Origin of the sequence: Saccharothrix violaceirubra, assembly GCF_014203755.1 — a bacterium.
GTDB lineage: Bacteria > Actinomycetota > Actinomycetes > Mycobacteriales > Pseudonocardiaceae > Actinosynnema > Actinosynnema violaceirubrum.
Genome location: NZ_JACHJS010000001.1, coordinates 2,315,582 through 2,334,334, shown reverse-complemented (window position 1 = coordinate 2,334,334; position 18,753 = coordinate 2,315,582). Strand labels below are relative to the sequence as shown.

Below are 18,753 nucleotides of genomic sequence, written 5' to 3'. Positions count from 1 at the left end.
ACAAAGGTACCGGCGATCACCGACAAAACGTGACACGCGAACCGGCTTGCCACCGAAAACGTGATCACGCGCGGGCGCCGCTCACCAGGGCAACTACTCCATACCGGTGTCCGGCACCGCCACCGACCGGCTACCGTGCGTGGAGAGTGCGAATCCACTCACGCGGACCGGGCAGCACGACTGCCACCAGCGCGAGGTTCTAGGAGAACGTGATGTCCGTCCCGCCTCAGCAGCCGGGACCCTACGGCGGGCAGCCGGGTCAGTACGGCAACCAACCAGATCCTTACGGCTCCCCCCAGGGTCCCTACGACCAACAGCCGCCGGGGCAGTACGGCGGCCGGCCGGGGTACGGGCAGCAGCCCGGCGGCTACCCTCCGCCACCCCAGGGCGTTCCACAGGGTGGGCAACAGCCGGGTTACGGACAGCAGTCCGGCGGGTACCCGCCGCCCGGTCAGCAGGGCTACGGCCAACCCGGCTACGGGCCGCCGCCCGGCGGCCCGGGTCAGCCGGGACAGCCCGGCCAGTTCGGGCAGCAGCCCTACGGCCATCCGGGTGGTTTCGGCGGCCCCTACGGCCCGCCGCGCAAGAAGAGCCCCCTGCCCTGGGTGCTCGGCGGCGTCGGTGTACTGGCCGTCGTGGTCGTGTTGGTGGTGGTGTTCGTGTTCAACGGTGGCGGCAACAGCTCGCCCAAGGAGGCGGCTGACACGTTCGTCGCGGCCTTCAACGCGAAGGACTGGGACAAGCTCAAGTCCGTGACCTGCGCCGAAGACCACTCCAAGATCGACGACCTCAAGTCGAAGGCGGACCCGGCGAGCATGGCCGCCGAGCTGGAGAAGGCGATCCAGGAGGCTCCCCCGGAGATGCGGGAGCAGTTCAAGAAGATCGCCGAGGCCGCCAAGAACATCAAGACGACCGCGACGGTGACGAAGATCGAGGAGACCGACTCCACCCACGCGAAGGCGACGGTCAAGATCAAGCTGGAGAACGTCCCGGACGAGATCAAGGGGTCGGTCAAGTCCGACCTCGAAGAGGACGTCAAGTTCGTGAAGAAGGACGACGGCTGGGTCACCTGCGGCAACTGAACCGCGACGCGGAACGGCCCGTCCCCCGGCCGGGGGACGGGCCGTTCCGCGTCGGTCAGCCCTTCGAGGGGCGCCGCTGCGGCCGGGGCGGTGTCACGCCGTCCGCCAGCCGCCGCGTGGTCAGCAGGAACGCCGTGTGCGCGATCATCCGGTGCTCGGGCCGCACGGCCAGGCCCACGACGTGCCACGGCCGCACGAGCGTCTCCCACGCCTGCGGCTCGGTCCAGTGCTGCTGCTCGCGCAACGCCTCGGTCACCTTCGACAACTGCGTGGTGGTCGCCACGTACACGACCAGCACGCCGCCCGGGATCAGGCTGCGCGCCACGGTCGGCAGCACGTCCCACGGCGCGAGCATGTCCAGGACGACCCGGTCGACCTCGCCCTCGTGGTCGGCCAGGTCGCCCACGGTCAGCGACCAGTTGCCCGGCCGTCCGCCGAAGAACTGCTCGACGTTGCGCACCGCGTGGTCGGCGTGGTCCTGGCGGATCTCGTAGGACGTGACGCTGCCCTGCTCGCCGACCGCGCGCAGCAACGAGCAGGTCAGGGCGCCCGAACCGGCACCGGCCTCCAGCACCCGCGCGCCCGGGAACACATCGCCGTACATGACGATCTGGGCGGCGTCCTTGGGGTAGATGACCTGGGCGCCGCGCGGCATCGACAGCACGTAGTCGGGCAGCAACGGGCGCAGCGCCAGGAACGACGTGCCGCCGACGGACACCACCACGCTGCCCTCGGGCTGCCCGATCAGCTTGTCGTGGGGCAGCGCGCCGCGGTGGGTGTGGTACTCCTTGCCGGGTTCGAGCACGATCGTGTAGTGCCGTCCCTTCGGGTCGGTCAACTGCACCCGGTCTCCCGGCCGGAACGGACCACTGGCGGTGCTCACCGCGACGAACCTCCTGCTTGAGCGACAAACGGCGCACGATCGTCCCAGGTGGCCGGTCGCCGGGCCTCACCGGCTCCCCGCCCTCGCGGCCTTCACCGACTGGTAGACCGGGCCGACCACGAGCCAGATCAGCCCCACGCGGACCAGGAACGACACCTGTCGCCACAGCGCCTCGCCCTGCCCGACGGCCAGTCCGAGCAGGAGCACCACCAGTGCGGTCACGCCGAACGCCACCACGAACCGCCCCCACTCACGCCACTCGTAGGCCACCCTCGCCGCCCCGTCCTTCGGCGCCTTGGGTGGCGGCGGCCCGCCCGCGAACCGGTGCGCGAACCGCCGGTCGGCCCACCTGAGCAGGGAATGCCCGTAGGCCACGCTGAACCCCAGGTAGATCGCCGCGAGACCGTGCACGAACCCGACGTCGCCACCCGACCGCAGGTCGACCGCCGTCGCCACGAGCAGCACGACGTCCGAGAGCGGTGTGCACACCAGCAGGACGGCGCCCAGTCGCCGCCACCGCAGCAGGTAGCGGGCCAGGAGTCCCGCGCCGAGGAACACCCACACCGCGATCTCGCAGGCGGCGATCACGATCACCAGCGGTTCGACCATGCCACCCACCGTGACGGGTCGTGCCGGGCCGGCGCGTCGGCGGACGCACCCACCCGGGCTCATCACTTCGTAGGACGACCCGCCGTCACGCCGTGTGCTGGGATGGGTGGCGTGTCGTCGCGTATGGCCCGCGACCTGCTGGCAGTGGGCGCGTTCCTGCTTTTCGGGACGCTGGTGAACATCACCGGCCTGGACAGCCCGTCCGGCCGCGGGAAGCTGCCGCCGTTCGAGGTCCGGGAAGCGCTGCTGGTGCTCGCGTGCGCCGCGCAGACGCTGCGGCATCGCAAGGTCGTCGTGGCGTTCCTGCTCGTGCTGCCGATCGCGCTGGCGGACCTCGCGCTGGGCCAGTCGACGGCCGTGCAGGTCGTGTTCCTCGACCTGTTGTTCCTGCTCACGCTCAACGGCCCGGCCAAGGTCAGCCGGTTCGTGCTGCACGCCGTCGCCGGGGTCACGGTGGCGATCGCGGTCGTGGTCGCCGTGCTCGCCGGGTGGCGGCTGTCGATCGCGGCGGGACTGCACGCGTTCTCGCTGCTGATCGTGCCGGTCTGGTGGGCGGCGAACGTCCGCGAGCACCGCGAGAACGCCGAGAGCATCGCCCGGATCGTGGACCTGGACCGGCGTGCCGCCGTGGCCGGCGAACGCACCAGGATCGCCCGCGACCTGCACGACGTGGTCGCCGGTCACCTGTCCGCGATCGCGATCCAGTCCGAGGCCGTGCTGTCGGCGGCGAACCGCGACCCGGCGGTGGTGCGGACCGTGCTCGAATCGGTGCGCGAGAACAGCCTGGACGCGCTGGCCGAGATGCGGGCCATGATCGACGTGCTGCGCACCGACGACGAGGTCGACCCGCCCGCGACCGTGCGGCTGGCCGGACTCGACCGCCTGGTCGACTCGGCGGCGGCGGCGGGCACCGAGGTACGGCTGACCCGCGCGGACGTCTCCGGGCTTCCGGTGGCGGTGGACGTCGCCGCGTTCCGGATCGTGCAGGAGGCGTTGACCAACGTGCTCAAGCACGCGCCGGGCGCGCGGACGACGGCCGAGGTCGGGCGGCAGAGCAGACGACTGGTCGTGATCGTGCGCAACGAGGTGCGGCCGGGCACGACGCCGGGTCGCGGGACGGGGTTGGTGGGCATGGCGGAACGCGCGGGTGCGGTCGGCGGCACGTGCACGGCGGGCCGGGACGGCGTGGAGTGGGTCGTGCGGGCGGAACTGCCCCTGTGGGCGACCCCGTGATCCGGGTCCTGGTCGCCGACGACCACGCGGCCATCCGCACCGGGCTGGTCATGATCCTCGGCGGCGCGGCGGACGTCGAGGTCGTGGGCGAGGCGGCCGACGGCGAACGGGCCGTGCGGCTGGCGAACGCACTGCGACCGGACGTCGTGCTGATGGACATCCGCATGCCCGGCGTGGACGGCATCGAGGCGACGCGGCGGCTCGCGGGCGTGTGCGAGGTGCTCGTGCTGACGACGTTCGACGTGGACGAGTACGTGCACGGCGCGCTGCGCGCGGGGGCGGCCGGGTTCCTGCTCAAGTCGGTGGAGGCGCCCGCGCTGGTCGAGGCGGTCCGCCGGGTGGCCGCGGGCGACGGCGTGCTCGCGCCGAGCGTGACGCGGCGGGTGATGCGCGAGTTCGCGGCGACCGCGCCCCGGTCGCGGCCGGTGGCGCTGGACGCGTTGACCGACCGCGAGGTGGACGTGCTCAAGTGCCTGGGCGCCGGGCTGTCCAATCACCAGATCGGGCGAAGGCTGCACATCGGCGAGACGACCGTGAAGACGCACGTGTCGCGGGTGCTGGCCAAGCTCGACCTGAGGTCACGGGTTCAGGCCGCGATCCTGGCGCAGGACGCGGGACTGCTCACCGACGGTCCAGGGCGGCCCTGAGGTCCTCCCGCCGCAGCACGCCGGCGGGCCGCCCGTCGAGGTCGACGACCAGGTACTCCCACGCGGCCGTGCCGTCGACGCGGTCGACCACCTCCTCGCCGGGCTCGTCCTCCAGCAGCACGGTCTCCGGCCGGATCGGCACGGCGGCCTGCTCGGCGGGGGCGTGCGGCGAGGTCGTGACCAGGCGTTCGGCCAGGCCCTGGTCGAGCAGGCCGGCCGCGATGCCGTCCGCGCGGACCAGCACGACCCCGCGGCCCGCGGCGGCGGCCAACGCGTCCGACACCGGGCTCTCGGCGGGCAGTTGCAGCACCGGGCGCACCAGGTCGCGCAACGACAGGCCCGGCGGCCAGGTGCGGCGGCGTTCGGCCTTCGCCTCTCCGCGCGCGCCGGCCACGACGAACCACGCGGTCAGCACGCACACCGCGAACCGCAGCCACCGGTCCTCGGCGCCGTCGGCCAGCCCGAGCACGGCCCAGCCGACCAGGAGCGCCGCCACGACACCACCGCCGAGCACGGCCGCCCGCGTGCCCGCGGCCCGCCGTCCGGTCGCGGCCCAGACACCGGCGCGCAGGATGCGCCCGCCGTCCAGGGGCAGGCCCGGGAGCAGGTTGAACACGGCCACGGCGGCGTTGGCGAACGCCGTCTGCGCGATCAGCAGCCACACCGCGTCGGGGTGCGGGATCGCCGCCGCACCGATCGTGAACGCGCCCGCGAGCAGGATCGACACGGCCGGTCCGGCGGCGGCGATGAGCATCTCGTGCGCGGGTTTGGCGGGCGTGCGCATGACCTCGGAGACGCCGCCGAGCAGGAACAGCCGCAGCCGCCGGACGGGCAGGCCCAGCCGCAACGCGACCAGGCTGTGCCCGAGTTCGTGCGCGAGGACCGACAGCCCGAGGAAGAGCGCGAACGTGGCCGCGACGACGAAGCCGACCGTGCCACCGGTGCCGGGCGCGATCCGGTCGACCAGCGGTGCGTAGAGCACGACCACGGCCGCCGACCCGAGCCACCAGGACGGCGCGAGGACGACGGGAATCCCGGCGGCGCGGAACAGCGGCAGCCCACCGTCACGCCCGGCCTGCCTGCGCCAACTGCCCGTCGCGGTCACCGGGCGAGGGTAGAGCCTCCGGTGTGACCTGGACGTGTTGGCCGGGCCACCGACGTGGGCAGGTCCGGGTACCGCGCGGCGTCGACCCGCCGCGGATCGAGGCCGGGGGCGAGGTGCGTGAACACCAGGGCGCGGACGCGCGCGGCCCGAGCCAGGTCGTATGCCTGCTCGGGTGTGCTGTGCGCATCGGCCTCGACAGCGGACCCGGCTTCGCAGAGGAACAGGTCGGCTCGATCGGCCGCTTCGACGAGCGCGGCGCACGGCGCGGTGTCGCCCGAGTAGCAGAGGACGGAATCGCGCCCTTCGACCCGGACGCCGAACGCGGGCACCGAATGCCGGACCGCACGGGACACCAGCCGCAGTCCCCCGACCTCGACGGCCCGGCCGTCGACGTGCTCGCGCACCTCGAAGATCGAGGAGACGTCCGCGCCCAGCACGGCTTCGAGCCGCCCGGCCCACCCCTCGGGCCCGTGCACGGCGAGGCGGGGCGCGTCGGCGGTGTTCAACGCCCAGTTGCAGAAGGACAGGACGTCGGCGAAGTGGTCGGGGTGCAGGTGCGAGATCCACAACGCCGAAAGATCACCGGGCCGGAGGTGCTCCTGGAGCGCCGCGAACGTCCCGGGCCCGCAGTCCAGCATCACCCGGGTGTCCCCCTCGGACACCAGGTACCCCGAACACGGCTCGCCCGGCCGGGGGTAGGGCGTGCCGCAGCCCAGGACCGTCAACTCCACGACACGGCCTCCCGCCGCCGTCCGGTGAACTCGTCGAGCCGGTCGAGGACCTCCGGCGGCACGTGGTCGACTCGGGCCGGGATCACTTCGCGCAGGTCGCGCACGACACCCTCGGTGCCGTGCGCGGGTTCCGACAGCAGGACCGGTTCGGGCACCTCGACCGCGAGTTCGCCGTCGGCCACGAGCACGCTCGCCAGGTCCGCGTGGACGGCCGAGAGGACGGCGAAGTCGAACGGCCACCCGAGCGGGTACTCGGCGAGGGCCTGCCGCAGATGGTCCGCCCCGTCGACCATCGCCGCTCCCCGCGGTCACCGAAAACCATCAGTCGATCACGAAGTGTAGCCCCGCCCACCGACATCCCCGGACGTCCCGCCAAGGCGTCGGAGCCCGGCACTGTCGGACCCCTGTCCTATGGTCATGCCATGGCGTTGCCGATCATCGAGCGACCTGTCCGCAGGCCCGCGCTGTCGCCCTCCCGCGCGGGCGACTTCAAGCAGTGCCCGCTGCTCTACCGGTTCCGGGCGGTGGACCGGCTGCCGGAGAAGCCCACCCGCGCCCAGGTCCGGGGGACGGTGGTGCACGCGGTGCTCGAAGATCTGTTCGCGCTGCCCAAGGACGAACGCGTCCCCGAGACCGCCCGCGCGTTGGTCAAACCCGCCTGGGACCGCGTCCGCGTCGAACGGCCCGAGTTCGCCGGGTTGTTCGTCGACGCCGAGGACGGCGAGGAGGGCGCGTGGCTCGCCTCGGCCGAGGGGTTGCTGGACGGGTACTTCGGGCTGGAGGACCCCCGGCGCTTCGACCCGGACGCCCGCGAGTTGCTGGTCGAGTGGGAGATGCCCTCGGGTGTGCTGCTGCGCGGGTACGTCGACCGGGTCGACGTGGCGCCGACCGGCGAGATCCGGGTGGTCGACTACAAGACCGGGGCGGCGCCGCGCGAGGTCAACGAGGCCAAGGCGTTGTTCCAGATGAAGTTCTACGCCCTGGTCCTGTGGCGGTTGCGGGGCGTGGTGCCCCGGCAGTTGCGGTTGATGTACCTGGCCGACCGGCAGGACCTCGTCTACGCGCCGGACGAGGGCGAGTTGGCGCGGTTCGAGCGCACGCTGGAGGCGATCTGGGACGCGATCCTGCGGGCGGCCAAGACGGGCGATTTCCGGCCCAACCCCGGGCGGTTGTGCGGGTACTGCGACCACAAGGCGCTGTGCCCGGCGTTCGACGGGACGCCGCCGCCCTATCCGGGGTGGCCCGAACCCGACGACGCGGAGTCGGTGCTGGACCGGACCGACTGACTCAGAGGTGCTTGTAGACGTCCTCGAGCGTCAGGCCCCGGCCGAGCATGAGCACCTGGACGCGGTAGAGCAGCTGGGAGACCTCTTCGGCCAGCCGGTCGTCCGACTCGTGTTCGGCGGCGATCCAGACCTCGCCCGCTTCCTCCAACACCTTCTTGCCCTGGGCGTGGACGCCGGCCGCCAAGGCCTCGACGGTCGCGGAGCCGGCGGGTCGGGTGCGGGCGCGGTCGGTCAGTTCGGCGAACAGCTCGTCGAAGGTCTTCACGAGGCGCCATCCTCCCATCCTCTTCGGAGGCGGGCCTCCCATCCCCCTCGAGGCGGGCCTCCCGTCCCCCTCGAGGCGGGCCTCCCGTCCCCCCGGACGCGGGCTCACCCGATCCCGAACCTCGGGGTGCGGAACGGCCAGTCCCGCGAGATCCACCCCGGCACGAACGCGTCGAGCCGGGCTTCCAGCTCCGTGCCCACGTGCCGGTCCACCACCCACCACGAGATCAGGGCGTCGTCGCCGGGATCGATGTACACGCAGCCGAGCAGCTCGGTCTCGGCGGTGTCGAACAGCGCGTAGTTGAACGACAGGTGCTCGTTCTGCTCACGTTCGTGCCGGGCGAGGTCCGCCCGGTCCTGCTCGTGGGTCATCGTGGCGGGCGGCCACCCCCACGTGGCGCCGTAGAGCGACCACAGCCGTTCCCGCGAGCCCATGACCGCCGGGTGGTCGAGGTCCACGTCCGACTCCCGGATGGGCCGCAGGTGGTGCCCGGCGCCGAGGGGCACGTGGGTGGGGTGCGCGAAGTCGACCGGAAGCCACAGCATGACCGCTGATTGTCCTTGATCCGGCGACCAAATGCGGTGGCCGGCGGACCCGGCGGGCCACAACACTGGGTCGATGACCGATGGACTCGTGCTGCGCACCGCGCGTCCCGACGACCTCGACGCCATCTCCGCCCTGCTCACGGACCGGGGCGCCGCGGCGGACGCGGTCGACCACCGGCTGGTCGTCGAGGACCCCGAGGTGGGCTGGGACGCCTGCGCGGTGGTGGTCGACGGCGACCGGGTGGTGTCCACGGCCACGCTGTTCGACGAGACGCTCGTGCTCGACGGCGTGCCGATCCCCGCCGGTCAGGTCGAACTCGTCGCCACCGACCGCGCGTACGAGGGCCGCGGCCTGGTCCGCCGGCTCATGGACTGGGCGCACGACCGCTCGGCCCGCCGCGGGCACCTGGCCCAGCTCATGCTCGGCATTCCCTACTTCTACCGGCAGTTCGGCTACACCTACGCGTTGCCCATCGCCGCCGTGCGGCCCGTACGGGACAAGCCGGACGCGAACGGCCACACGATCCGCGTGGCCACGCCCGCGGACATCCCCGCCGCCGCCCGACTCCAGGACGCGGCCCAGGCGGGCGCCGACCTGTCGATGCCGCACTCCCCCGCGTTGCGCCGGTGGCTGCTCGACCGCGACGGCAGCACGGTCTGGGTGGTGGAACGGGCGGGCGCGGTCGTGGCCACGGGCCGGACCACGCCGCCGGAGGAGGGCAACCGGCTCGCCGAGGTGGCCGCCGACGACGAGGCCGCGGCGCACGCCCTGCTCGCGTTGACCGGGGCCACCGAGGTGTCCGAACGACCGGGCACCGTCGCGGGCGACGCGCTGGAGCCGCTGCTGCACCCGGGGCCGGAGGAGATCCGGGGCTATTACGTGCGCGTGCCCGACACGTTCGCGTTGTTCGCCCACCTCAAGCCCGTGTTCGACCGCCGGCTCGCCGGGCTGGGCCGCGCGGACGGCGAGGCGTTGATCAGCTTCTTCCGGGAGCACCTGCGGCTGCCGTTCCGCGAGGGCGCGCTCGGCACGCCGCTGAAAGGCGGCCGGATGCAGGGTCCCTACGACCTGGGCGGCGCGGGCGTGGCCCCGGACCAGGTGGCCTCGCTGCTGTTCGGTCCGCACGGCATCCGGGGGCTGGCCCGGATCTTCCCCGACGTCTACCCCGGTCCCGACCGGGAGTTGATGTACGCGCTGTTCCCGCCGGTCCGGGCCGACATCCTCACGTTCTACCTGCCCTGACCAGTCGGGACGCGGACCCGCTGATCGTCGCTGAGCACGCGGGCGCGACACCGGCACACTGGAGGCGTGTCCGATTTCCTCCAGGTGCTGTCGACGCTGCGGCAGGTCCGCGTGCTCGGCGGGCACTTCGCCCTCGACGTGGGGCGACCCGACGACGAGTGGTCGAGCGGCGCCGACATCCTGTCCGGTGACGCGCTGCCCGTCACCCTCGACAAGATCTTCGCCCGCTACCGGACCGACGAACGCCGGGTGGCCGGGTCGCTGTTCCTGATCGGGTTCGCGGCCCGCGTGCTCAGCCCGGTCGTCGCCGCGCACGCGGTGAAGGGCGCGGTGCCCGACATCCGGCCGGAGAACCTGTGGTGGCACTACGGCCCGCAGGGATTGCGGGTCCGGCTCTACGAACCGGTCGAGGCCGAGCACGACATCGCCGACTCGCTCGCTCCCGTCGTGGAGGCGGTGCACCGGGAGACGCGCGTGGCGCGGGGACTGCTGTGGGGCAACGTCGGGTCCACGATCGCGGGCGCGCTGCGGATGCTGGCCCGCAACGGGACCGCACCGGTCGACCGGTGCCACCGTCTGGGCGAACGCCTGCTGGAGAAAAGTCCACTGAGTGGGACCGGCGAGTTCACCCCGTTGCCGGACGACCTTGCCTTCCGACGGCGTAGCTGCTGCCTGTACTACCGCCTGGAAGGCGGCGGTACCTGCGGCGACTGCCCGATCGAGCCGAAGTGAGAAGAACGACAACCCGCCCGGCCGGTTGTGCGATCGGGTGATCCGCATCTACCGTTCGCACGCCGCAGTGGACGGGAAGCCGGTGTGAATCCGGCGCGGTCCTCGCCACTGTGACCGGGGAGCCAACCCGCCGAGAACGTCACTGGTCGCACCAAAAGCGGCTGGGAAGACGCGGGGACGGTGTCGATCCGGGAGTCAGGAGACCGGCTGCGGCGACTGTTGTTGAACCTTCCACGAGGTATGGAGGAGCTTGTCATGACGAGCGCCGCGCCAACCCTGTCCACCCCCGTCGCCGTGCCCAAATGGGCCTACGCCGTCGCGCTCGTCGCGCTGATGGCTACCTGGATCGTCCTCCAGGAGAACGGCCTCGCGCTCGGCCACGCCGCCGAGACCATCCACGAGTTCTTCCACGACGGGCGCCACGCGCTCGGCGTGCCCTGCCACTAGTCCCGGGATGAGCGACTACAAGAACCTCCTGCTGCGCGGTGTCGGTGCGGGAGGTGTTTCCGGCCTGCTCGCCGGACTCGTCGGCTTCTTCGTCGTCGAGGTGCCGATCAAGGCCGCGTTGGCGGTCGAGGAGGCCCGTTCGGCGGCCGAGCCCGTCGAGGAGGGCGGCCACGAGCACGGCGAACTGGTCAGCCGGGGCGTGCAGGAGTACGGCGGCGTCCTGGCGGCGGTGATCGTCGGCATCGCGATCGGCGCGCTGTTCGCCACGGCGTACGCGGCCTCGCGTCGTTGGCTGCCGGCCGCCTCTCCGTACGCCCGCAGCGTCGCGCTGTCGGCCGCCGCGTTCGGCGCGGCGGCACTGCTGCCGGCGGTCAAATACCCGGCCAACCCGCCGGGTGTGGGCGACCCGGAGACGGTCGGCGTGCGGACGTTGACCTACCTGCTGCTGATCGCGGCCGGTCTGCTCGTCGCCTACGGCGCCGGGTACCTGGCCACGAGGCTGGGCCACCTCGCGGCACCCGTGCGGTCGGCGGCGGTCGCGGTCGCGGTCGTCGTGGCCGTCGTGGTGATCCTCGTGGCGTTCCCGGCCACGCCCGACTCGGTCCCGGCGGACATCCCGGCGGGCCTGCTGTGGGAGTTCCGCCTGAAGTCGCTGGCCGAGACCGCCACGCTGTGGCTGGGCCTGGGTGTGGTGTTCGGGCTGCTGGTGGACCCGGCCGTGCGCCGGGCGAAGGTGGCGTCAGCCGTGTAGCACGCGGGCGAGCGTCGTGAGGTCGACCCCGACCAGGGAGTCGCGGAACACTCGACGCTCGCCCGAAGGCACCGGCACGTCGCACGGCACGACCAGCACCACGCACCCGGCGGCCACGGCCGCCGTCGCACCCGTCGGCGAGTCCTCGACCGCGACGCACCGCGCCGGTTCCACGCCCAGGTGCCGGGCCGCTTTCAGGTACGGCTCGGGCAACGGCTTGTTCAGCCCGTCCACCTCGTCGCCGCACACCGTCACGTCGAACAGGTCGCGGCCGAGGGTGTCCAGGGCGACCTCGGTCAACGCGCGCTCGGTCGACGTCACCAACGCCATCGGCACGCCCGACGCACGCACGTCGCGCAACGCCTCACGCGCGCCCGGCCGCCACGGCAGCCCCTCGCGGAAGACCTCCTCGGTGCGCCGCCGGATCCAGTCGGAGCCCTCGGCGATCTCCGCGGGCGTGGGGTCCAGGCCCGCCTCGGCGTAGAGCATCCGCATGGTCGTGGCCATGTTCGACCCGACCATCGCCTCGCGGGTCGCGGCCGACAGCTCCGCGCCCAGCGTCGCCACGAACTCGGCCAGCGGGATGTCCCACAGCTTCTCCGAGTCCAGCAGCGTGCCGTCCATGTCCCACAGCACGGCCTCGACCACAGCGGCTCCTCCCCTACGCACGGTGGACCAGTCTTCCTCGGTCAAGAGGCCCCGTGTCGGCCGCGCGGCGAAGAACACACCAGGCAGCTCCGGACACGAGCCGACATGTCCCGCGCCTACGGCGTCGGGCACGCGTCGGTGGCCGTAGGCTTGCCCGGTGACCGATCCGGACCAGGCCGCCCAGACCCCCTACGACCCCGAGGAACCGCTCACCGATCCGATCATGGTGGCGGCCTTCGAGGGCTGGAACGACGCGGGAGACGCCGCCAGTACGGCGATCGAACACCTCCAGCTGACGTGGGACGCGAAGCCGCTCGCCGAGATCGATCCGGACGACTACTACGACTTCCAGGTGACCAGGCCGACCGTCCGGATGGTGGACGGCGTGACCCGACGGGTCGAGTTCCCGACCACGCGCCTGTCGGTGTGCCGCCCGCCGGGGGCGTCGACCGACGTGGTGCTGGTGCACGGCATCGAGCCGAACATGCGGTGGCGCAAGTTCGCGGGCGAACTGCTCGGCCACATCGACCGGTTGGGCATCACGACCGTGGTGACGCTGGGCGCGCTGCTCATGGACACACCGCACACCCGTCCGGTACCCGTGACCGGCACGGCCTACGACGCCGCCGCGGCGGCCAAGTTCGGCCTGGAGCGGTCCCGATACGAGGGTCCGACCGGCATCGTCGGCGTGTTCCAGGACCTGTGCGTGCAGCGGGGTGTGCCCGCGATCTCCTTCTGGGCCGCCGTGCCGCACTACGTGTCGCAGCCGCCGTCGCCCAAGGCCACGCTCGCGCTGCTGCACCGGGTCGAGGAGGTCCTCGACATCGAGGTGCCGCTGGGCGCGCTGCCCGAGCAGGCCGAGGAGTGGGAGCGCACGGTCAGCGAGATGGCCGACGAGGACGAGGACGTGCGCAACTACGTGCGGGCGCTGGAGGAACGCGGCGACGCGGAGATCCAGATCACCGAGTCCAGCGGTGACGACATCGCCGCCGAGTTCGAGCGCTACCTGCGGCGACGCGGGCGCGGTCCGGGGCGTGGCCCGACCGGTCTGTGAGGCCGCGGCTCGCGGTGCTGTACGCGGGCGGGGTGCTCGGGCCGTTCGGCGGCGCGATGACGTCGTCCGTGCTGCCCGAACTGGGACGTGACTTCGCCGTCGACCCGGGCACGGCCGCCGTGTCGGTGACCGCGTACCTCGTGCCGTTCGCGGCGTTGCTGCTGGTCTCGGGCACGTACGGGATGCGCTGGGGTGCCCGTCGCACGGTCCTGGTCGCCTACGTCCTCTACGCGCTGGCCTCGGTGCTGTGCGCGGTGGCGTGGGCGTTCCCGGTGTTCCTCGCGGGTCGCGCGGCGCAGGGCGTGGCCAACGCGTTCACCACGCCGCTGTTGCTCGCCACGATCGCGTCGGTGACTCCGGCCGCACGGTTGGGCCGGGCCCTGGGGCTGTTCGCGTCGCTCCAGTCGCTCGGGCAGACGTCGGCACCGCTCGTGGGCGGGCTGTCGGCCGAGGTGTCGTGGCGGTTGGCGTTCGTCGGGGCCGCGGTCGTGGCGACGGTGCTCGCCGTAGCCGGACTGCCCGCCGATCCGGCCCGGGGCGAACGCCCCCGGTTGCGCAGCGCGTGGGCGCCGCCGACGCCGCGGCTGGCGATGGTCGGGTTCGTGGCGTGGTGCTGCGTGGGCGGTCTGTCCTTCCTGGTGGCGTTGCGGCTCGGGGACGTGTTCGGCATCGGCGCGAGTCAGCGTGGCCTGGTGCTGACCGGGTTCGGCGTGGCCGGGATCGTGGCGGCCCGGTCGACCGGGCGGTTGGTCGAGCGGTGGGGCGCGACGCGGTGCGTGCTCGTCGGCGCGCTGGCGGGCGGCCTGCTGATCGCGGGCGCGGGTGCGTTGCCGGGTGTCTTGGCGGTCGCCGGCGCGTGGGCGTTGGCGGGCGCGGTGTCGCAGGTGGTCGTGGTCGGGCTGAACGCGGCCGTGCTCGGCGGCGTGGGTGACAACCGGGGCGGCGCGGTGTCGGTCGTGCAGTCGCTGCGGTTCGTGGGCGGCGCGGTGGCACCGGTGGCGTTCGTGCCGCTGTACGCGGTGGCGCCGTCGATCGCGTTCCTCGTGCCCGCCGCGCTGGTCATGACGGCGGTGCCGACCCTCCTCGCGGGTCACCCGAAAAGGTGAGAGCGGCTGTCCACTCCGGACAGTCCGCCGATACTGGCTGGACCATGAGTGACTTGGCGTGGGATTCCGAGACCAACCGGGTGGCGGCGCTGCACGCGTTGCGCCTCCTGGACACTCCGCGCGAGGAGCGGTTCGACCGCATCACGCGGATGGCGCAGGACGTCGTGCACGCGCCGATCGCGCTCGTGTCGCTGGTGGACCTCGACCGGCAGTGGTTCAAGTCGTGCGTGGGGTTGGACGCGACCGAGACCTCGCGCGGCACGTCGGTGTGCTCGTTCGCGATCCGGCACGACGAGGTGTTCGAGGTCGAGGACCTGACCGCCGACGAGCGGTTCGCCGACTTCCCCGTGGTGCGCGAGGCGGGCCTGCGGTTCTACGCGGGCCAACCGGTCGCCGCGCCGTCCGGGCACAAGATCGGGACGCTGTGCGTGCTGGACCGCGTGCCGCGCCGGTTGACGCCGGTCGAGCACACCCGGCTCAAGGCGTTGGCGACGTGGGTCGAGTTGGAGTGCGCGGTCGTGCAGGCGACGTTGGGCGCACAGGACGCGGAACGGGCCAAACGCGACTTCGTGGCCATGGTGAGCCACGAGCTGCGGACGCCGTTGACCTCGGTGCACGGTTCGTTGGAACTGCTGGCCAGCGGCCGGTTCGGGGTGTTGGAGGAGCGGGCGAGCCAGCTCCTGGACATCGCCGTGAACAACACCGACCGGTTGGTGCGGCTGTCCGACGACGTGCTCGACCTGTCGAAGGTCCGCTGCGACCAGTTGCGCCTGCACCCGACCAGCGTGGACCTCGACCGTGTGGTCGTGACGGCCGTGCACGCCGTCGAGGGCACCGCCGAACGCGACGGCGTGCCGTTGACGACGGAGGTCGAGCCGGTGACCGTGCGCGGCGACGCCGACCGGCTGGTGCAGGCGGTGACGAACCTGCTGTCCAACGCGGTGAAGGCGTCGCCGCGCGGGCACGCGGTGACGGTGGGCTGCACGTCGGACGGTTCGCTGGCCCGGATCAAGGTCGTGGACGAGGGCAGCGGCATTCCCGCCGACCAGGTCCAACGCATCTTCGAACCGTTCGTGCAGCTCGGCCGGGGCGGCTCCGGCCTCGGGCTGACGATCACCCGCGGGATCGTGGACGCCCACGGCGGCGCGATCGCCGTCGAGTCGGTTCCCGGCAAGGGCAGCACGTTCACCATGACGCTGCCCCTGGCCGGCCCGCACGTCGACCGCCCCTGGTGGTGACCCGTCAGCCGATGTCGCGGCGGCGGAAGGCGGCCAGGCCGACGAGGATCGACGCGCCGGCCACGGCGGTCAGCCAGACCAGGGGCCACGCGTCGAGGTGGGCGCTCGGCAGTTTGGGCACGTGCGTGAACGGCGACAGGTCGGTGACCCACCCGGGCAACCGCAGCAGCGGGCCGAGTTGTCCCAGGACCAGGAAGCCGACCAGGAACGCCCACGCCGCGGACGTGGCCTTGGGCAGCACGCCGAACAGCAGCACGGCCACGCCCGTGACGACCCACACCGCCGGGGCCTGGGCCAGGGCCGCGCCGACGAGCCGGGGCAGTTGGGCCGCGACGTCGCCGGTCCGGACGCCGTGGACCAGGCCCGCGCCCAGACCCGCCGCCGTCAGCACGACCGCCGTGCCGAGCGTCGCGTACAGCAGGTGCGCGCACGCCACCCGCCACCGCCCGGCCGTGGTGGCGAGGATCGGTTCGACGCGGTGCGACGTCTCCTCCACCCGTAGCCGCAGCACGGTGGTCACCGCGTGGATCGCGCTGAACAGCCCGATGATCCCGAAGATCGACGCGAAGTAGACGTCCACCAGCGACCCGGTGCCGCCCATCTGCGCGATCACCCGTTCCAGGGCCGGGTTGGCGTCGAGCATCTCCTCGACGCCGCGGGCCACCGCGCCGTACACCGCGCCGAGCACCAGCATCCCGAACGTCCAGCCGAGCAGGGTGCCCCGGTGCAGGCGCCACGCCAGGCCGAAGGGTCCGGCCAGGGACGTGTGTGCCGGACCGGGACGGGTGGCGATCAGGCCGGCACCCAGGTCACGGCGGGTGACCAACACCGACGCCAGGCCCACCAGGAGGACCGTGGCGATCACCGGAAGGAGAAGCACCCACCACCGGTCGTGCGCGTAGGGCTCCACGCGTTGGGCCCAGCCCAGGGGTGAACACCAGGTCAGCCACGTGGGTCCGTGGTCGCCCGCCGCGTCGCCGACCGCGCGCAGCAGGTAGGTCCCACCGAGCACGGCGCCGCCGAGGGCGTTCGCGGTACGCGCGCCCTCGGGGAGTTGGGCGGCCACCGCCGACACGCCCGTGAACACCCAGCCGGGCGACGCGAACGCCAGGCCGAACGCGACCGAGCCCGCCACCGGCTGGTCGAGGCCGATCAGGCCGGCGGCGACCAGGCCGCCGACCAGGGTCGGGGCGAGCAGGCCGACCACGACGGCCGCCGCGAGCGGCGCGTGGCGACCGACGACCGCCGACCCGAGCAGTTCCAGCCGACCGCTCTCCTCTTCGGCCCGGGTGTGCCGGGTGAGGAGGAACAGGCTCATCAGCCCGACCAGCAGACCGCCGAACACGCCCCACCGCCACGCGAGGACGCCGCCGAGCGTGGTGTGGTCGGACAGCGGGCCGAGCAGAGCGAGGAACGCCGGATTCACGGCCGCCGTCGACGCGAGTTGCCGCCGGGATTCGAGCGTGCCGTACAGCTCCTGCAGTCCGGACACGGTCACCAGCGTGATCCCGACCAGCCCGACCACCCAGACGAGGAGCAGCAGCCGGTCCCGGCGCAGGGCCAGGCGCAGCAACGTCCCGGTGCCGGTCACGACTCCGCCTCCGCGTAGTGCCGCAGGAAGAGCTGCTCCAGCGTCGGCGGGCGGCTGGTCAACGTGCGCACCCCGCCGGAGACCAGGCAGCGCAACGCCTCGTCCAGGCGTTCGGTGTCCACTTCGAACCGGACCCGGCTCCCCTCGACCACCAGGTCGTGCACGCCCGGCAGCGCGGTCAGCTCCGCGGGCACGGCGACGAGGTCGGCGTCCACGCTGGTCCGGGTGAGGTGGCGCAGGTCGGCCAACGTCCCGGTCTCCACGGTGCGGCCCGCGCGGATGATGCTCACCCGGTCGCACAGGGCCTCCACCTCGGCCAGGATGTGGCTCGACAGCAGCACCGTGCGCTCGCCGCGCACCTCCCGGACGCACTCCTGGAAGACCTCCTCCATCAGGGGGTCAAGGCCCGAGGTCGGTTCGTCCAGGACGAGCAGTTCGACGTTCGAGGCGAGGGCCGCGACCAGGGCGACCTTCTGCCGGTTGCCCTTCGAGTAGGTGCGCCCCTTCTTGCGCGGGTCCAACTCGAAGCGCTCCAGCAGTTCGTCGCGCCGCCGGACGTCGAGGCCGCCGCGCAGGCGGCCGAGCAGGTCGATCACCTCGCCGCCGGTCAGGTTGGGCCACAGGTCGACGTCGCCGGGCACATACGCCAGTCGTCGGTGCAGTGCCGTGGTGTCGCGCCACGGGTCGCCGCCCAGCAGCGACGCGGAGCCCCCGTCGGCGCGCAGCAGGCCCAGCAGGACCCGGATGGTGGTGGACTTGCCCGACCCGTTCGGGCCGAGGAAGCCGTGCACCTCTCCGACGTCGACGGTCAGGTCGAGGCCGTCGAGCGCGCGTGTCGGACCGAACGTCTTGACCAGGCCCGACACGGATATCGCGGATGTCATGACCGGCAAGCTACTGTGTTTTCACAAAGTCGTGAAGTTAAGGAAGCGTATAAACTGCCACCCGATCGGAGGCACCGGAGGGATGATGCGGCAGTGACGGAGCGGGACCCCCAGGCAGTACTGCGCTTCATCGAGCGGTTCTCCGCCTTGCTCACCGAAGCGGGCATGCCGCGCATGCCGTCCCGCGTCTTCGTGGCGCTGCTGTGCACCGACGCCGGCGCGCTCACCGCCGCCGAACTCGCCGAACTGCTGCGCATCTCGCCCGCCGCGGTGTCCGGCGCGATCCGCTACCTCACCCAGGTCAACCTCGTCGCCCGCGAACGCGAGACTGGCTCACGTCGTGACGTTTACCGGGTTTACGACAGCCTGTGGCACGAGGCGATCTTCCGCCGCGAGCAGATGCTGCACCGCTGGGAAGGGCCGATCAGGGACGGCATCGGGATGCTGGGCGCGGACACTCCCGCAGGTCAGCGCATCAACGAGACGTTCGAGTTCTTCAGGTTCATGAGCGAGCAGATGTCCGATCTGCTCGCCCGCTGGCGGGCGCAACGGGCGGACCTGCGCGATTCCTGATGTTCGGGCATCGCGCGGCGATTACGACTAACGGGGCTACTCGGACATCGTCCTCTTCCCCCACGATGCACTAGACCCGGTCGCAGTACCCGTTCGCGCG

The 18,753-nt window shown here is 72.5% G+C and carries 22 protein-coding genes and 1 riboswitch; of the genes, 12 read left to right on the top strand and 10 right to left on the bottom strand.

What is annotated here, in order from left to right; genetic code table 11:
• Positions 1–212 precede the first annotated feature (212 nt).
• Positions 213–1,082, top strand: coding sequence for an Rv0361 family membrane protein (locus F4559_RS11550; RefSeq protein WP_184668292.1), 870 nt, complete (start codon positions 213–215; stop codon positions 1,080–1,082).
• Positions 1,083–1,137: 55 nt separating this feature from the next.
• Here F4559_RS11550 and F4559_RS11545 read toward each other — a convergent pair whose 3' ends face one another.
• The gene (locus F4559_RS11545) at positions 1,138–1,965 is read right to left on the bottom strand and encodes a tRNA (adenine-N1)-methyltransferase (RefSeq protein WP_184668290.1); all 828 of its coding nucleotides are present in this window, start codon (positions 1,963–1,965) and stop codon (positions 1,138–1,140) included.
• Between the two features lie 66 nt (positions 1,966–2,031).
• Positions 2,032–2,574: a hypothetical protein gene (locus tag F4559_RS11540; RefSeq protein WP_184668288.1), complete on the bottom strand. Its 543-nt coding sequence runs from the start codon at positions 2,572–2,574 to the stop codon at positions 2,032–2,034.
• Positions 2,575–2,685: 111 nt separating this feature from the next.
• Between F4559_RS11540 and F4559_RS11535 the strand changes: the two genes are divergently transcribed.
• Positions 2,686–3,807, top strand: a complete 1,122-nt coding sequence (locus F4559_RS11535; RefSeq protein ID WP_312865594.1) for a sensor histidine kinase — start codon at positions 2,686–2,688, stop codon at positions 3,805–3,807.
• Positions 3,792–4,454 (top strand): response regulator, encoded by a 663-nt coding sequence (locus tag F4559_RS11530; RefSeq protein ID WP_312865593.1) that lies wholly within the window; start codon positions 3,792–3,794, stop codon positions 4,452–4,454. The genes F4559_RS11535 and F4559_RS11530 overlap by 16 nt, the downstream gene beginning before the upstream one ends.
• On the opposite strand, the gene F4559_RS11525 is transcribed toward F4559_RS11530, so the two are convergent.
• From F4559_RS11525 to F4559_RS11515, 3 genes are read right to left on the bottom strand one after another with little or no spacing between them, the layout of a single operon-like run.
• Positions 4,429–5,559 (bottom strand): site-2 protease family protein, encoded by a 1,131-nt coding sequence (locus F4559_RS11525; protein ID WP_184668286.1) that lies wholly within the window; start codon positions 5,557–5,559, stop codon positions 4,429–4,431. The genes F4559_RS11530 and F4559_RS11525 overlap by 26 nt on opposite strands.
• A complete protein-coding gene (locus F4559_RS11520) occupies positions 5,556–6,290 on the bottom strand; it encodes an MBL fold metallo-hydrolase (RefSeq protein ID WP_184668285.1) in 735 nt (244 codons plus the stop codon). The genes F4559_RS11525 and F4559_RS11520 overlap by 4 nt, the downstream gene beginning before the upstream one ends.
• Positions 6,281–6,583, bottom strand: coding sequence for a hypothetical protein (locus F4559_RS11515; RefSeq protein ID WP_184668284.1), 303 nt, complete (start codon positions 6,581–6,583; stop codon positions 6,281–6,283). The genes F4559_RS11520 and F4559_RS11515 overlap by 10 nt, the downstream gene beginning before the upstream one ends.
• A gap of 129 nt (positions 6,584–6,712) precedes the next feature.
• Here F4559_RS11515 and F4559_RS11510 point away from each other — a divergent pair, with 129 nt between their 5' ends.
• Positions 6,713–7,576, top strand: coding sequence for a RecB family exonuclease (locus F4559_RS11510; protein WP_184668283.1), 864 nt, complete (start codon positions 6,713–6,715; stop codon positions 7,574–7,576).
• 1 nt (position 7,577) lies between these two features.
• Here the strand turns inward: F4559_RS11510 and F4559_RS11505 are convergent, their stop codons facing one another.
• On the bottom strand, positions 7,578–7,841 hold the full coding sequence (locus F4559_RS11505) for a phosphoribosyl-ATP diphosphatase (RefSeq protein WP_312865592.1): 264 nt from the start codon (positions 7,839–7,841) through the stop codon (positions 7,578–7,580).
• A 104-nt stretch (positions 7,842–7,945) separates the two neighbouring features.
• A complete protein-coding gene (locus F4559_RS11500) occupies positions 7,946–8,386 on the bottom strand; it encodes a GNAT family N-acetyltransferase (protein ID WP_184668281.1) in 441 nt (146 codons plus the stop codon).
• 73 nt (positions 8,387–8,459) lie between these two features.
• Here F4559_RS11500 and F4559_RS11495 point away from each other — a divergent pair, with 73 nt between their 5' ends.
• The 4 genes from F4559_RS11495 (at position 8,460) to F4559_RS11480 (ending at position 11,559) form a co-directional block, all read left to right on the top strand.
• The gene (locus F4559_RS11495) at positions 8,460–9,629 is read left to right on the top strand and encodes a GNAT family N-acetyltransferase (RefSeq protein WP_246445150.1); all 1,170 of its coding nucleotides are present in this window, start codon (positions 8,460–8,462) and stop codon (positions 9,627–9,629) included.
• Positions 9,630–9,695: 66 nt separating this feature from the next.
• On the top strand, positions 9,696–10,361 hold the full coding sequence (locus F4559_RS11490; protein WP_184668277.1) for a (2Fe-2S)-binding protein: 666 nt from the start codon (positions 9,696–9,698) through the stop codon (positions 10,359–10,361).
• A gap of 48 nt (positions 10,362–10,409) precedes the next feature.
• Positions 10,410–10,587, top strand: a riboswitch (cobalamin riboswitch).
• A gap of 29 nt (positions 10,588–10,616) precedes the next feature.
• Complete coding sequence (locus tag F4559_RS11485; RefSeq protein ID WP_184668275.1) at positions 10,617–10,808, top strand: CbtB-domain containing protein; 192 nt, start codon at positions 10,617–10,619, stop codon at positions 10,806–10,808.
• A 7-nt stretch (positions 10,809–10,815) separates the two neighbouring features.
• Complete coding sequence (locus F4559_RS11480; protein WP_184668273.1) at positions 10,816–11,559, top strand: CbtA family protein; 744 nt, start codon at positions 10,816–10,818, stop codon at positions 11,557–11,559.
• Here F4559_RS11480 and F4559_RS11475 read toward each other — a convergent pair.
• Entirely contained in the window at positions 11,548–12,207 is a 660-nt protein-coding gene (locus F4559_RS11475; protein ID WP_312865591.1) for an HAD family hydrolase, read from the bottom strand. The two genes, F4559_RS11480 and F4559_RS11475, sit on opposite strands and share 12 nt — an antisense overlap.
• Before the next feature lie 157 nt (positions 12,208–12,364).
• On the opposite strand from F4559_RS11475, the gene F4559_RS11470 reads away from it, so the two are divergent.
• Genes F4559_RS11470 through F4559_RS11460 form a run of 3 tightly spaced genes read left to right on the top strand, consistent with a single transcriptional unit; the run spans position 12,365 to position 15,605 of the window.
• Positions 12,365–13,261, top strand: a complete 897-nt coding sequence (locus F4559_RS11470) for a PAC2 family protein (RefSeq protein WP_312865590.1) — start codon at positions 12,365–12,367, stop codon at positions 13,259–13,261.
• A complete protein-coding gene (locus F4559_RS11465; RefSeq protein WP_312865589.1) occupies positions 13,258–14,367 on the top strand; it encodes an MFS transporter in 1,110 nt (369 codons plus the stop codon). The genes F4559_RS11470 and F4559_RS11465 overlap by 4 nt, the downstream gene beginning before the upstream one ends.
• A gap of 44 nt (positions 14,368–14,411) precedes the next feature.
• Positions 14,412–15,605, top strand: a complete 1,194-nt coding sequence (locus F4559_RS11460; RefSeq protein WP_184668272.1) for a GAF domain-containing sensor histidine kinase — start codon at positions 14,412–14,414, stop codon at positions 15,603–15,605.
• A 4-nt stretch (positions 15,606–15,609) separates the two neighbouring features.
• Here F4559_RS11460 and F4559_RS11455 read toward each other — a convergent pair whose 3' ends face one another.
• Both F4559_RS11455 and F4559_RS11450 read right to left on the bottom strand, forming a co-directional pair.
• Positions 15,610–17,196: an ABC transporter permease gene (locus F4559_RS11455; protein WP_184668270.1), complete on the bottom strand. Its 1,587-nt coding sequence runs from the start codon at positions 17,194–17,196 to the stop codon at positions 15,610–15,612.
• Complete coding sequence (locus tag F4559_RS11450; protein ID WP_184668268.1) at positions 17,193–18,080, bottom strand: ABC transporter ATP-binding protein; 888 nt, start codon at positions 18,078–18,080, stop codon at positions 17,193–17,195. The genes F4559_RS11455 and F4559_RS11450 overlap by 4 nt, the downstream gene beginning before the upstream one ends.
• 93 nt (positions 18,081–18,173) lie before the next feature.
• On the opposite strand from F4559_RS11450, the gene F4559_RS11445 reads away from it, so the two are divergent.
• A complete protein-coding gene (locus F4559_RS11445) occupies positions 18,174–18,653 on the top strand; it encodes a GbsR/MarR family transcriptional regulator (RefSeq protein WP_312865588.1) in 480 nt (159 codons plus the stop codon).
• Positions 18,654–18,753 lie beyond the last annotated feature (100 nt).

What these genes read in the sequence shown, in the direction of transcription:
- F4559_RS11550 (WP_184668292.1), top strand. Translation starts at nt 213, where the DNA reads ATGTCCGTCCCGCCTCAGCAGCCGGGACCCTACGGCGGGCAGCCGGGT.
- F4559_RS11540 (WP_184668288.1), bottom strand. Translation starts at nt 2,574, where the DNA reads ATGGTCGAACCGCTGGTGATCGTGATCGCCGCCTGCGAGATCGCGGTG.
- F4559_RS11515 (WP_184668284.1), bottom strand. Translation starts at nt 6,583, where the DNA reads ATGGTCGACGGGGCGGACCATCTGCGGCAGGCCCTCGCCGAGTACCCG.
- F4559_RS11510 (WP_184668283.1), top strand. Translation starts at nt 6,713, where the DNA reads ATGGCGTTGCCGATCATCGAGCGACCTGTCCGCAGGCCCGCGCTGTCG.
- F4559_RS11500 (WP_184668281.1), bottom strand. Translation starts at nt 8,386, where the DNA reads ATGCTGTGGCTTCCGGTCGACTTCGCGCACCCCACCCACGTGCCCCTC.
- F4559_RS11495 (WP_246445150.1), top strand. Translation starts at nt 8,460, where the DNA reads ATGACCGATGGACTCGTGCTGCGCACCGCGCGTCCCGACGACCTCGAC.
- F4559_RS11485 (WP_184668275.1), top strand. Translation starts at nt 10,617, where the DNA reads ATGACGAGCGCCGCGCCAACCCTGTCCACCCCCGTCGCCGTGCCCAAA.
- F4559_RS11480 (WP_184668273.1), top strand. Translation starts at nt 10,816, where the DNA reads ATGAGCGACTACAAGAACCTCCTGCTGCGCGGTGTCGGTGCGGGAGGT.
- F4559_RS11460 (WP_184668272.1), top strand. Translation starts at nt 14,412, where the DNA reads ATGAGTGACTTGGCGTGGGATTCCGAGACCAACCGGGTGGCGGCGCTG.
- F4559_RS11450 (WP_184668268.1), bottom strand. Translation starts at nt 18,080, where the DNA reads ATGACATCCGCGATATCCGTGTCGGGCCTGGTCAAGACGTTCGGTCCG.